The organism is Streptomyces ardesiacus, from assembly GCF_003112575.1.
In the GTDB taxonomy this organism is placed as follows: domain Bacteria; phylum Actinomycetota; class Actinomycetes; order Streptomycetales; family Streptomycetaceae; genus Streptomyces; species Streptomyces ardesiacus.
This window is the reverse complement of record NZ_BEWC01000005.1, coordinates 453911-467468: the sequence shown is the minus strand read 5'-3', so window position 1 is coordinate 467468 and position 13558 is coordinate 453911. Positions and strand designations below refer to the sequence as shown.

Sequence of the window (13558 nt, the reverse complement as noted above, 5' to 3'; positions counted from 1 at the left end):
CCTCGCACACCTAAGGAACGCAACTGATGGAGCTCGGTCTCGTCGGCCTCGGCAAGATGGGCGGCAACATGCGCGAGCGGATCCGCCGCGCGGGCCACACCGTCGTCGGATACGACCGCAATCCGGACCTCGCCGACGTCCACAGCCTGGAAGAGCTGGTGGGCAAGCTCAGCGCCCCGCGCGTGGTGTGGGTGATGGTCCCGGCCGGCGAGGCCACCCAGGACACCGTCGACCGGCTCGGCGAGCTGCTGGAGCCCGGCGACGTCGTCGTGGACGGCGGCAACTCCCGCTGGACGGACGACGAGAAGCACGCCGGGGAGCTGGCGGCCAAGGGCATAGGCTTCGTCGACTGCGGCGTCTCCGGCGGCGTGTGGGGCCTGGAGAACGGCTACGCGCTGATGTACGGCGGCGACGCGGAGAACGTCGCCAAGGTGCAGCCGGTCTTCGACGCCCTCAAGCCCGAGGGCGACTTCGGCGCCGTGCACGCCGGCAAGGTCGGCGCGGGCCACTTCGCGAAGATGGTCCACAACGGCATCGAGTACGCGATGATGCAGGCCTACGCCGAGGGCTGGGAGCTGCTGGAGAAGGTCGACTCCGTGGAGAACGTCCGCGAGGTCTTCCGCTCCTGGCAGGAGGGCACGGTGATCCGCTCCTGGCTCCTCGACCTCGCGGTCAACGCGCTCGACGACGACGAGCACCTGGACGGGCTCCGGGGTTATGCACAGGACTCCGGTGAGGGACGCTGGACTGTGGAGGCCGCGATCGACAACGCGGTGCCGCTGCCCGCGATCACGGCGTCGCTCTTCGCGCGGTTCGCGTCCCGGCAGGACGACTCGCCGCAGATGAAGATGATCGCCGCGCTGCGCAACCAGTTCGGCGGACACGCGGTCGAGAAGAAGAAGTAAGCAACACCCGAAGGTCAACGCCCGAGGGTCCACACCCGGAGGCTGGGAGGTCGGCGCACGACCATGCACGTCACGCATCTGTCGCTGGCCGACTTCCGTTCGTACGCCCGGGTCGAGGTGCCCCTGGACCCGGGCGTCACCGCCTTCGTCGGGCCCAACGGGCAGGGCAAGACCAACCTGGTCGAGGCGGTCGGCTACCTCGCCACCCTCGGCAGCCACCGGGTCTCCTCCGACGCCCCCCTGGTGCGCATGGGCGCCGAGCGCGCCGTGATCCGCGCCCAGGTCCGGCAGGGCGAGCGGCAGCAGCTCATCGAGCTGGAGCTGAACCCGGGCAAGGCCAACCGCGCCCGCATCAACAGGTCCTCGCAGGTCAGACCGCGTGACGTGCTCGGCATCGTACGCACCGTGCTGTTCGCGCCGGAGGACCTGGCGCTGGTGAAGGGCGACCCCGGCGAGCGGCGCCGCTTCCTGGACGAGCTGATCACCGCCCGCTCCCCGCGGATGGCCGGGGTGCGTTCCGACTACGACCGGGTCCTCAAGCAGCGCAACACCCTGCTGAAGTCGGCCGCGCTCGCCCGCCGGCACGGGGGCCGGACGATGGATCTGTCCACGCTCGACGTCTGGGACCAGCACCTCGCGCGCGCGGGCGCCGAACTCCTCGCCCAGCGCCTGGACCTGATCGCGGCCGTGCAGCCGCTGGCCGACAAGGCGTACGAGCAGCTCGCCCCGGGCGGCGGGCCCCTCGCGCTGGAGTACAAGCCGTCGGCGCCCGGCGAGGCGCACACGCGCGAGGACCTGTACGAGCAGCTGATGGCGGCGCTCGGCGAGGCCCGCAAGCAGGAGATCGAGCGGGGCGTCACCCTGGTCGGTCCGCACCGCGACGACCTGCTGCTCAAGCTCGGCTCACTGCCCGCCAAGGGCTACGCCTCCCACGGCGAGTCGTGGTCGTACGCGCTGGCGCTGCGGCTGGCCTCGTTCGACCTGCTGCGGGCCGAGGGCAACGAGCCGGTGCTGGTCCTGGACGACGTCTTCGCCGAGCTGGACGCGCGGCGCCGGGAGCGGCTGGCCGAGCTGGTGGCGCCCGGCGAGCAGGTGCTGGTGACGGCGGCGGTCGACGACGACGTCCCGCACGTGCTCGCCGGGACGCGGTTCACGGTCGCGGAGGGCACGGTGGAGCGCGCATGAGCCCCGACGAGCCGGGCCCCGGCAGCCCCCTCGGCGGGCGGAAGCAGGACCACGGGACAGGCCCCGGGACGGGCGGCCCGGAGCCGTCCGGCGTCGACCTCGCGCGCGTGGCGCTCAGGGCGGCGCGGGAGGCGGCACGCGTGCGCGGGGACGCGGCCCAGCAGAAGAAGCAGGCGCGTCGGGGCGGTCTGCGCTCGGGGGCGCGGGCCGACGGCCGTGACCCCATGGCCCTGGGCTCGGCGATCAACCGGCTCATCACCGAGCGCGGCTGGGAGACCCCGGCGGCGGTCGGCGGGGTGATGGGCCGCTGGCCGCAGATCGTCGGCGAGGACGTGGCGAAGCACTGCGTGCCGGAGCGGTACGACGAGGACGAGCGGGTGCTGGTGGTGCGCTGCGACTCGACGGCCTGGGCGACCAACCTGCGCCTGCTCGCCCCGACGCTGGTGGCCCGGCTCAACGAGGACCTGGGGCACGGGTCGGTACGGATGATCAAGGTGCTCGGTCCCGGAGGCGCGGGCGGTGCCGGCCGCCGGTACGGGCCGCTGCGGGCGCCCGGCAGCCAGGGCCCGGGGGACACCTACGGGTGATGCGGGAAGAGCCTGAGACCTCGTCAGCGATACGTGATGTACCTCACAAAATCGACCGCCGGAGACCGGTGTGAACCGTCGGCGCGGGCTGTGCCGTATCACCGCGCGGGACCGCGTGCCGCGAGCTGACTCCCAAGTAGCAACGGGTTGACGCCTCGAAGCGCTGAGTGCCGTCGTGAGCCTCTTGAGGCCCCCTTCCGCATATCGGGAGTCGGGCAAGGCTCGTTCAGGGCGGCACATGCGGACTCAGGTACCGGCAAACCCCCATCAGTGTCAGTGGTACCGGTAGAATGAGAGAGAATCCCGCCCCGACCGTGGGGACCGTCCGGGACTAGCTGAGCAACGCTGATCAAGGCTTACCAACGCAACATGCCGCAGCCGCTCCGGCAACCTGCCGACGAGCCCGGCTCGTGCTGTGCCAGAAAGGGCGCTTCGTGGCCGATTCCGGCAACCCCAACGAGAACAACCCGTCCACCGACACCGACGTGAACGACGCGGTGAGCGCCTCGCAGGGCGACCCCCACGCCTCGTACGACGCCAGTGCCATCACCGTCCTCGAGGGTCTGGACGCGGTCCGCAAGCGACCCGGTATGTACATCGGCTCGACCGGTGAGCGGGGCCTGCACCACTTGGTGCAGGAGGTCGTGGACAACTCCGTCGACGAGGCGCTGGCCGGTCACGCGGACACGATCGACGTCACGATCCTCGCCGACGGCGGCGTCCGGGTCGTCGACAACGGCCGTGGCATCCCGGTGGGCATCGTCCCCTCCGAGGGCAAGCCCGCCGTCGAGGTCGTGCTGACGGTGCTGCACGCGGGCGGCAAGTTCGGCGGCGGCGGCTATGCGGTCTCCGGTGGTCTGCACGGTGTGGGTGTCTCCGTCGTCAACGCCCTCTCCACGAGGGTCGCGGTGGAGGTCAAGACCGACGGCTACCGCTGGACGCAGGAGTACAAGCTCGGCGTCCCCACGGCGTCGCTCGCCCGGCACGAGGCCACCGAGGAGACCGGCACGTCGGTCACCTTCTGGGCCGACGGCGACATCTTCGAGACCACCGACTACTCCTTCGAGACGCTCTCCCGGCGCTTCCAGGAGATGGCCTTCCTCAACAAGGGCCTGAAGATCAACCTCACCGACGAGCGCGAGTCGGCGAAGGCCACCGCCGGTGCGGACGAGGCGGGCGAGGACGAGAAGCACGAGGTCAGGAGCGTCTCGTACCACTACGAAGGCGGCATCGTCGACTTCGTGACGTACCTCAACTCCCGCAAGGGAGAGCTGGTTCACCCCACCGTGATCGACCTGGAGGCCGAGGACAAGGACAAGAACCTGTCCCTCGAGGTCGCGATGCAGTGGAACGGCGGCTACACCGAGGGCGTGTACTCGTTCGCCAACATCATCCACACCCACGAGGGCGGTACGCACGAAGAGGGCTTCCGCGCGGCGCTCACCTCGCTGATCAACAAGTACGCGCGCGACAAGAAGCTGCTGCGCGAGAAGGACGACAACCTCACGGGCGACGACATCCGCGAGGGTCTGACCGCGATCATCTCGGTGAAGCTGGGCGAGCCCCAGTTCGAGGGCCAGACCAAGACGAAGCTGGGCAACACCGAGGTGAAGACCTTCGTCCAGAAGATCGTCTACGAGCACCTGACCGACTGGCTCGACCGCAACCCCAACGAGGCCGCGGACATCATCCGCAAGGGCATCCAGGCGGCCCACGCGCGCGTGGCGGCCCGCAAGGCCCGTGACCTGACGCGTCGCAAGGGCCTGCTGGAGTCGGCGTCGCTGCCGGGCAAGCTGTCCGACTGCCAGTCGAACGACCCGACGAAGTGCGAGATCTTCATCGTCGAGGGAGACTCCGCCGGCGGTTCGGCCAAGTCCGGCCGCAACCCGCAGTACCAGGCGATCCTCCCGATCCGCGGCAAGATCCTCAACGTCGAGAAGGCGCGCATCGACCGGATCCTGCAGAACCAGGAGATCCAGGCGATGATCTCCGCGTTCGGCACGGGCGTGCACGAGGACTTCGACATCGAGAAGCTCCGCTATCACAAGATCATTCTTATGGCGGACGCCGACGTCGACGGCCAGCACATCAACACCCTGCTGCTGACCTTCCTGTTCCGCTTCATGCGGCCGCTGGTCGAGTCCGGGCACGTGTACCTGTCCCGTCCGCCGCTGTACAAGATCAAGTGGGGCCGGGACGACTTCGAGTACGCGTACTCCGACCGCGAGCGCGACGCGCTGATCGAGATGGGCCGCCAGGCCGGCAAGCGCATCCGTGAGGACTCCGTGCAGCGCTTCAAGGGCCTCGGCGAGATGAACGCCGAGGAGCTGCGCATCACGACCATGGACCAGGAGCACCGCGTGCTCGGCCAGGTCACGCTCGACGACGCCGCGCAGGCGGACGACCTGTTCTCGGTGCTGATGGGCGAGGACGTCGAGGCCCGCCGCGCGTTCATCCAGCGCAACGCCAAGGACGTCCGCTTCCTCGACATCTGAGTCGGTCACGGCTGACCGCACCAGGAAGGACCTTCACCAGCAATGACCGACGAGAACACCCCTGTGACCACGCCCGAGGGTGACGCCCTGGCGATGCGTGTCGAGCCCGTCGGGCTCGAGACGGAGATGCAGCGCTCCTACCTCGACTACGCGATGTCCGTCATCGTCTCGCGTGCGCTGCCCGACGTCCGCGACGGCCTCAAGCCCGTGCACCGGCGCGTGCTGTACGCCATGTACGACGGCGGCTACCGCCCCGAGCGCGGCTTCTACAAGTGCGCCCGCGTCGTCGGCGACGTCATGGGCAACTACCACCCCCACGGCGACAGCTCCATCTACGACGCCCTGGTCCGCCTCGCCCAGCCCTGGTCGATGCGGATGCCGCTCGTCGACTCCAACGGCAACTTCGGCTCGCCGGGCAACGACCCGGCGGCGGCCATGCGCTACACCGAGTGCAAGATGGCGCCGCTGTCGATGGAGATGGTCCGGGACATCGACGAGGAGACCGTCGACTTCACGGACAACTACGACGGCCGCTCCCAGGAGCCCACCGTCCTGCCCGCCCGCTTCCCGAACCTGCTGATCAACGGCTCGGCGGGCATCGCGGTCGGCATGGCGACCAACATCCCGCCGCACAACCTGCGCGAGGTCGCGGCCGGCGCCCAGTGGTACCTGGACAACTACGAGGCCTCGCACGAGGAGCTGCTGGACGCGCTCATCGAGCGCATCAAGGGCCCCGACTTCCCCACCGGCGCTCTGGTCGTGGGCCGCAAGGGCATCGAGGAGGCCTACCGCACCGGCCGCGGCTCGATCACCATGCGCGCGGTCGTCGAGGTCGAGGAGATCCAGAACCGCCAGTGCCTGGTGGTCACGGAGCTGCCCTACCAGGTCAACCCGGACAACCTCGCGCAGAAGATCGCCGACCTGGTGAAGGACGGCAAGATCGGCGGCATCGCCGACGTCCGCGACGAGACGTCGTCCCGCACCGGCCAGCGCCTGGTCATCGTCCTCAAGCGGGACGCGGTCGCCAAGGTCGTCCTGAACAACCTGTACAAGCACACCGACCTGCAGACCAACTTCGGTGCCAACATGCTGGCCCTGGTCGACGGCGTGCCGCGCACCCTCTCCCTGGACGCGTTCATCCGCCACTGGGTGAACCACCAGATCGAGGTCATCGTCCGCCGTACGCGCTTCCGGCTGCGCAAGGCCGAGGAGCGGGCGCACATCCTGCGCGGCCTGCTCAAGGCCCTGGACGCCATCGACGAGGTCATCGCGCTGATCCGGCGCAGTGAGACCGTGGAGATCGCGCGCGGGGGCCTGATGGACCTCCTGGAGATCGACGACATCCAGGCCAACGCGATCCTCGAGATGCAGCTCCGCCGCCTGGCGGCCCTGGAGCGGCAGAAGATCGTCCGGGAGCACGACGAGCTCCAGGCGAAGATCAACGAGTACAACGAGATCCTCGCCTCCCCCGTCCGCCAGCGCGGCATCGTCAGCGAGGAGCTGACCGCGCTCGTCGAGAAGTACGGCGACGACCGCAAGACCAAGCTGATCCCGTACGAGGGCGACATGTCCATCGAGGACCTGATCGCCGAGGAGGACATCGTCGTCACGGTCACCCGTGGCGGTTACATCAAGCGCACCAAGACCGACGACTACCGGGCGCAGAAGCGCGGCGGCAAGGGCGTGCGCGGCACGAAGCTCAAGGAAGACGACATCGTCAACCACTTCTTCGTGTCCACCACGCACCACTGGCTGCTGTTCTTCACCAACAAGGGCCGCGTCTACCGGGCCAAGGCCTACGAGCTGCCGGACGCCGGCCGGGACGCGCGCGGCCAGCACGTGGCGAACCTGCTGGCCTTCCAGCCGGACGAGACGATCGCCCAGATCCGCGCGATCCGCGACTACGAGGCGACGCCGTACCTGGTCCTGGCCACCAAGGCGGGCCTGGTGAAGAAGACGCCGCTGAAGGACTACGACTCGCCGCGTTCCGGCGGTGTCATCGCCATCAACCTGCGGGAGCAGGCGGACGGAAGCGACGACGAACTGATCGGGGCCGAACTGGTCTCGGCCGAGGACGATCTGCTGCTGATCAGCAAGAAGGCGCAGTCGATCAGGTTCACCGCGTCGGACGACACGCTGCGCCCGATGGGGCGTGCCACCTCGGGCGTCAAGGGCATGAGTTTCCGCGAAGGGGACGAGCTGCTCTCGATGAATGTTGTTCGAGCCGGTACGTTCGTGTTCACTGCCACCGACGGCGGTTACGCGAAGCGGACCTCCGTCGACGAGTACCGCGTCCAGGGTCGCGGCGGTCTCGGCATCAAGGCCGCCAAGATCGTCGAGGACCGCGGGTCGCTCGTGGGTGCGCTGGTGGTCGAGGAGAGCGACGAGATCCTCGCCATCACCCTCTCGGGCGGTGTGATTCGTACGCGAGTCAGCGAGGTCAGGGAGACCGGCCGTGACACCATGGGCGTCCAACTGATCAATCTGGGCAAGCGCGATGCCGTCGTCGGCATCGCACGCAACGCCGAGGCGGGACGCGAGGCGGAGGAGGTCGACGGCGATGTGGCCGTCGACGAGACCGCCGAGGGTGCCGCGACCACCGGCACGGACGAGGGTGAGGTGCCCTCGGCCGAGTAGCACGAGGAGAGAGTCATCGTGAGCGGAGCCACGGGCGCCGGATCGGCCGGTACCCCCACGGGTACGGAAACGGGCGGCGGCGGCCGTGGCTCCGCCGCGCGTGCGACGGATTCGCACACGACTCAACTGCGCAAGATCGACGACGGAGCGACCGACTCGCACTCGGGGAGCTCGTCCTCAACGCATGGATCCCAGGGGGGAACTGTGACGGACACCCGAGGCCAGCGGACACGGCAGGCGGCCTCGCCGCTGCCGGGGGAACGGCAGCCGCAGCAGCCCGGTGGGCCCTACCACCCGCCGCAGGCCTACCAGACCCAGGGCGGCAATGCGTCCGCCGTGCGCCGCCCGCGCACCGGCGCCCGCACCACGCCCCGCGTCCGCAAGGCGCGCCTGCGGGTGTCGAAGGCCGACCCGTGGTCGGTGATGAAGGTCAGCTTCCTGCTCTCCATCGCCCTCGGCATCTGCACCATCGTCGCGTCCGCCGTGCTGTGGATGGTCATGGACGCCATGGGCGTCTTCTCCACGGTCGGCGGCACGATCGCCGAGGCCACCGGCTCCAACGAGTCCAACGGCTTCGACCTGCAGTCCTTCCTGTCGCTGCCCAACGTGCTGATGTTCACGACGATCATCGCGGTCATCGACGTCGTCCTCGCGACGGCCCTGGCGACCCTCGGCGCGTTCATCTACAACCTGTCCGCCGGCTTCGTCGGCGGGGTGGAGCTGACCCTCGCCGAGGACGAGTGATCCGCGAGCCGACCGTGCTCGTCAGCCGCGCGACAACCGATTTTGGGACTGCCCGCCTCGTGCGCTAATCTTCAGGAGTCAGCGCGCGGGACACCACCGCAGAGCGCGGCGGGGCTATAGCTCAGTTGGTTAGAGCGCATCCCTGATAAGGATGAGGCCACAGGTTCAAATCCTGTTAGCCCCACCAGTACGAAGACCCCCAGCCGGATTCGGTTGGGGGTCTTCGGCGTTCGGGGTCCCTGCTCGTCGGGTGGGGTGGCGGGCAGGAAAAAACCCGGCCGCTGGCGACGGGGGATGCGCCAGCGGCCGGGCTGTGGCCAAGGCTAACAAGCGCGGGTGTCCAGTGGGTGCCGACTGGTCGGTCGGGTGCCGTTGATGTGACGGGGATCACGGGCCGGTGGGGTGGTCAGTGGTCGCACGGTGACGCGTAGTCGAGGCGCGGCAGGTACTCGTGCCACTTCTCCTCGGTCAGCACGCCCCGGGTGGCGGAGCAGATGCGGTCGATGGCGTCGTCCACGTCCAGGCTCCACAGCCGGACGGTGTCCGTGCCGCTGGAGACCCCGAGCATGTGGTGCACGGGGCTGAAGGACAGGAAGGTGCCGGCCTTGGTGTTGGGGCTCATCGCCTGGCCGATGGGGGTGGCCCGGGCGGGGTCGGAGACGCTCCAGAGCCGGACGGTGTTGTCGTTGGCGCCGCTGGCCAGGGTGGCGCCGTCCTGGCTGAACGTCAGTGACACCACCGAGTCGGTGTGCCCGGCGAGCGTGGCCTCGGCCCCGGACGTCCCGGACCGCTTCGTGACGTCCCACAGCCGGACCGTGCCGTCGTCGCTGCCGCTGGCGAGGGTGCGGCCGTCGGGGCTGTAGGACAGGGCGTTGACGGGGCCGAGGTGCCCGGTGCGGGGCGCGCCGAGAAGAGTGGCGTGCGCGGGATCGGTGACGTCCCAGAGGCGGACGGTGTCGTCCGCGCTGCCGCTGGCGAGGGTGCGGCCGTCGGGGCTGAAGGCGAGGGTGTTGACGTATCCCGTGTGGCCGGTGAGCGGCTTGCCCAGGCGGCGGGGGCGGGACGGGTCAGCGGTGTCCCACAACTGGACGGTCCGGTCGTCGTGCGCCGTGGCCAGGGTGCGGCCGTCCGGGCCGAACGCGAGGGTGTCGGGGCCCGCGTAGCGGGTGTCCAGGGCCACGGGCGGTCCGTGGGCCCGGGGCCCGGCCGGATCGGTGACGTCCCACAACTGCAGCGTGCGGCCCCCGGCGAGCACCGCGAGCGTGTCCCCGTCCGGCGAGAACTCCAGCGACCGTATGTCGCCCTCCCCCGGCCGGAAGGGGGCGCTCAGGGACACGGGCCGGGAGGCGTCCGCCACGTTCCACAGCCGGACCCTGCCGTCGCGGGCCGCGGTGGCCAGGACGCGCCCGTCCGGGCGGAAGGCACCGATCCGGCCGATCATGTCCGACGTGGGCAGCGACCACAGGCGGACCTTGCTGTCGCCGCTGCCGGTGGCGAGGGTGCGGCCGTCGGGGCTGAAGCCGAGGGCGTACATCTCGCCGCTGCCCCCGGCGAGGGGCACGCCGACCTGGGAGGGGTAGGCCGGGTCGCTGACGTTCCACAGGCTCGCCGTACTGTCCGCGCTGCTCGCGGCGAGCATGGCGCCGTCGGGGCTGAACGCGACCGCCCAGACGGGGCCGCTGTGGCCGGTGAGCGGTGCGCCGGCCGGTTCGGTCCGGGCCGGGTCGGTGACGTCCCAGAGGCGGACGGTGTCGTCCGCGCTGCCGCTGGCCAGGGTGCGGCCGTCGGGGCTGAAGGCCACGGAGTGCACCAGGCCGCCGTGGCCGGTGAGCGGTGTGCCGACGGGCTCGGCCCGCGCGGGGTCGGTGACGTCCCAGAGTCTGACCTTGTCGTCGTCGCCGCCGGCGGCGAGCGTGTGGCCGTCGGGGCTGAAGGCCACCGAGCGCACCGCCGCGGTGGGGCCGGTCAGGGTGCCCAGCGCCTCGGGGGACCGCGGGTCGGCCACGTTCCACAGGCGTACGGCGTGGTCGTCGTGGGCACTGGCCAGGGTGCGCCCGTCCGGGCTGAAGGCGAGCAGGTAGACGGTGCCGCCGCGGCCGGGCAGCGGGGCGCCGAGCGGGCGCGGACGACTGGGGTCGCGTACGTCCCACAGCCGGATCGTGCCGTCGTCCGAGGCGCTGGCCAGGGTGCGGCCGTCGGGGCTGAAGACGGCGGTGCTCACCCAACTGGTGTGCCCGGTGAGGGGCTTGCCGAGCTGTTCGGGGCGGCCGGGGTCCGAGACGTCCCAGAGCCGGACGGTGCGGTCGTAGCTGGCCGTCGCCAAGGTCCGCCCGTCGGGGCTGAACGAGGTGAGGTAGACGGCGCCCGTGTGGCCGAGGAGCGGGGTGGCCAGGGGCGCGTTCACGATCGAGATCAGCCGGTTCCTGACGTCCTCGTCGTCCGGCCGCAGGCGGTGTGCCGCCAGGTCGAGCTGGGCCGACAGCGAGGGGTCGGTGTCCTGGACCCGGTCCGCCTCGGCGACCACCTGCTCGAAGACGGCGTCGTTGCGCTGCTGCCAGGCGAGCACCGCCGAGCCGACGGCCACCAGGGCCAGGACGACCACCACCGAGACCGCGGTACGGCTGATCATGACGGTGCGCCTGCGCAGTCTGACCGCGGCGGCCAGGAACTCCACCGCGCTGCGGGTCAGCAGGGTGTCGCCGGCCGACTTCGCCCAGCCGCTGGCCTGCGCCAGCCGCGAGCCCCGGTAGAGCAGCGCGGAGTCGCGGTCCGACTCCTCCCAGGCCAGTCCGTCCTCCTCCAGCCGCTGGCGCAGCAGGTTCCCGGCGCGGTCCTCGTCGATCCAGTTGCGCAGCCGGGGCCAGGCGTGCAGCAGCGCCTCGTGGGTGATCTCCACGGTGTCCGCGTCGAGCGTCACCAGCCGGGCCCGCACCAGCGCCTCGAGGGACTCCTCGGTCTTGCCCGGGTCGCCCGACTCCTCGGCCAGCCGGCGCCGCGTACTGCGTCTGCGGGTGGCCTGGGAGTCCTCGCTCAGCCGGACCAGCCTGAGCAGCAGCAGCCGCGCGGCGGTGCGGGCCGCCGGGTCCAGGCCGGACCAGGCCCGCTCGGCGGTAGCGGCCACCGCGCCCTGGATGCCGCCGGCCGCGCGGTAGCCGGCCAGCGTCAGCCGGCCGGCCTTGCGGCGCTGCCAGGTGGCGAGCAGGGCGTGGGAGAGGAGTGGCAGCACGCCCGCGTCGTGCGCTCCGCGCGGGCCGTCGGTGCTGACCTCGCGGATGATCAGCTCGGCGAGTCCCGGCTCGAGTTCCATGCCGACGGCGCGGGCGGGCGCGGTCACCGCCTCGCGCAGTTCCGCGGTGGTCAGCGGTCCGAGCACCATGTGCCGGTGCTGGAGGGCGTCGGCCAGTTCCGGGTACCGCAGGCACTGGTCGTAGAAGTCGGCGCGCACGCCCAGTGTCACCTGGACCGGCGCCGGGTCCCCGTCGGCGCCGGGCACGCAGGCCGCCTGGAGCAGCCGGATGAACACGCGCCGGTCCGTCTCGTCGGCGCAGAGCGTGAAGAGCTCCTCGAACTGGTCCACGATGACGACCGGAGGAGCGGCGGGCGGGGGTGCGGGGGTCACCGGGCCGGTGTGTGCGGTGCGGGGGGCCCGGGGGGCATGCGTACCGGCTGTGCTGCCCGATTCCTGCTGCCTCTCTGGCCTCTCTGGCCGCTCCGGTCCCTCCGGCCCCTCCGGCTCGTCCGGCCCCTCCGGCTCCTGCGTGCCCAGCGGCTCCTGCGTTCCTTCAGACCCCCGCGTCCCCTCGGGCTCCTGCGTCCCTTCCGACTCCTGCGTTCCCTCGGGCCCTCGCGTCCCGTCCGGACCGTCCCGCTCCTCCGTGCGCGCCGTCCATGCCGCCCACGCAGCCCACGCCGCGAAGACCGCCCGGGCGGCGTCGTCGGAACCCGGGTCCGCCGCGCCCCCGGCCCCGGAGGCGCCCGGCTCCGCGGTGGCCGTCCCCTGCGCCACCGCCTCCCGCACGGCGCCGACGACGGGCGTGAGCTGCGGTACCAGGCGGGTCAGTTCCCCCAGCGGGTCGGTCCCCGGGACGAGCTGGAGCACCCGCCGGGGCGGACCGTCCCCGGTGTGCGCTGCGCCGGCGCGCAGGGCGGGCACCAGGCCGGCGTTCAGCAGCGAGGACTTCCCGGCCCCCGAGGCGCCCACGAGCATGACCAGGCCGCCCGTGTCGCGCGTGGCGCGGAGCTGGGCGACGAGGGCCCGCGTGCTCTGCTCCCGCCCGAAGAACCAGCCGGCGTCCTGCGGGCGGTAGGCGGCCAGTCCTCGGTACGGACAGACCCCGCCCGGCGTCGCCGCGGCCTCGGCGGCGGGCTGCTCGTCGGCCGCGGGCGACGCGGGCCGTTCCCCGGTCGGGTCGGCCATCGCCCGCTCCCACAGGCGCTGCCACTGGGCCAGGTCGTACAGGCCGGCGGAGACCGGTACCGGCCGGGCGCGCCGCGCCTGCGGTATGAGGACGTGCAGGACGGCCGCGAGAGCCGTGAACTGGGCGGGCACGTTCTTCCCGCGCCGCCAGTCGCTGATCCGCTGGGCGGAGACCCGTACGGGCCGGCCCCGTTCGTCGACCCGCTGGAGCCGGACGACGGCCTCGGACACGCGTTTGAGGGGAGGATTGCCGGCCTCCCTGTACAGCAGAGCGAGGCGTTCCGCGAAGGCCGTGCGTGCCCCTGAGTCGAAACTCAAGGCCTCCACTCCTAACTTCCCCCGCACCTGGACGTCCGGACCGGAAAACTCACTCTATACGGCTGACCTGCGGCTACAGCGGTTCCGCGGTTCCGGTGCCTCCTCGGGGGCGACCTCGGGTGGCAGGATCGCGTCGCAGTGGCGAGGCGGCTTTGCGGCACCCGGACAGGTCAGCGGCCCGGGCCTCGGAGAGCCACCCCACGAGGCCGCACGTTCTCGGTCAGCTTTCGGCGGGCCGCCGCTCCCGGAGTCCCGCCGTCCGGCTGCCGC

At 71.3% G+C, this 13558-nt stretch carries 7 protein-coding genes and 1 tRNA gene; 7 read left to right on the top strand and 1 reads right to left on the bottom strand.

The window, feature by feature from the left end; genetic code table 11:
- Window positions 1-26: 26 nt before the first annotated feature.
- The 7 genes from gnd (at window position 27) to Sdi02f_RS18675 (ending at window position 8740) form a co-directional block, all read left to right on the top strand.
- A complete protein-coding gene (gnd, locus tag Sdi02f_RS18705) occupies window positions 27-905 on the top strand; it encodes a phosphogluconate dehydrogenase (NAD(+)-dependent, decarboxylating) (protein ID WP_030403060.1) in 879 nt (292 codons plus the stop codon).
- Window positions 906-968: 63 nt separating this feature from the next.
- On the top strand, window positions 969-2090 hold the full coding sequence (recF, locus tag Sdi02f_RS18700) for a DNA replication/repair protein RecF (protein ID WP_030403059.1): 1122 nt from the start codon (window positions 969-971) through the stop codon (window positions 2088-2090).
- On the top strand, window positions 2087-2677 hold the full coding sequence (locus Sdi02f_RS18695; RefSeq protein WP_108933693.1) for a DciA family protein: 591 nt from the start codon (window positions 2087-2089) through the stop codon (window positions 2675-2677). Before recF ends, Sdi02f_RS18695 begins: the two co-directional genes overlap by 4 nt.
- Window positions 2678-3111: 434 nt before the next feature.
- Window positions 3112-5172: a DNA topoisomerase (ATP-hydrolyzing) subunit B gene (gyrB, locus tag Sdi02f_RS18690; RefSeq protein ID WP_174843370.1), complete on the top strand. Its 2061-nt coding sequence runs from the start codon at window positions 3112-3114 to the stop codon at window positions 5170-5172.
- A gap of 42 nt (window positions 5173-5214) precedes the next feature.
- Entirely contained in the window at window positions 5215-7809 is a 2595-nt protein-coding gene (gene gyrA / locus Sdi02f_RS18685) for a DNA gyrase subunit A (protein WP_030403056.1), read from the top strand.
- 18 nt (window positions 7810-7827) lie between these two features.
- Window positions 7828-8553 carry a DUF3566 domain-containing protein gene (locus Sdi02f_RS18680; protein WP_078861494.1) on the top strand — a complete coding sequence of 242 codons (726 nt, stop codon included), beginning with the start codon at window positions 7828-7830 and terminating at the stop codon, window positions 8551-8553.
- A gap of 110 nt (window positions 8554-8663) precedes the next feature.
- Window positions 8664-8740 (top strand) — tRNA-Ile (locus Sdi02f_RS18675).
- 219 nt (window positions 8741-8959) lie between these two features.
- On the opposite strand, the gene Sdi02f_RS18670 is transcribed toward Sdi02f_RS18675, so the two are convergent.
- On the bottom strand, window positions 8960-13297 hold the full coding sequence (locus tag Sdi02f_RS18670; RefSeq protein WP_108933691.1) for an nSTAND1 domain-containing NTPase: 4338 nt from the start codon (window positions 13295-13297) through the stop codon (window positions 8960-8962).
- Between the last annotated feature and the right edge of the window lie 261 nt (window positions 13298-13558).

Bases quoted from the DNA above. Each gene is read 5' to 3' on its own strand.
- gnd (WP_030403060.1), top strand. From the start codon at position 27: ATGGAGCTCGGTCTCGTCGGCCTCGGCAAGATGGGCGGCAACATGCGC.
- recF (WP_030403059.1), top strand. From the start codon at position 969: ATGCACGTCACGCATCTGTCGCTGGCCGACTTCCGTTCGTACGCCCGG.
- Sdi02f_RS18695 (WP_108933693.1), top strand. From the start codon at position 2,087: ATGAGCCCCGACGAGCCGGGCCCCGGCAGCCCCCTCGGCGGGCGGAAG.
- gyrA (WP_030403056.1), top strand. From the start codon at position 5,215: ATGACCGACGAGAACACCCCTGTGACCACGCCCGAGGGTGACGCCCTG.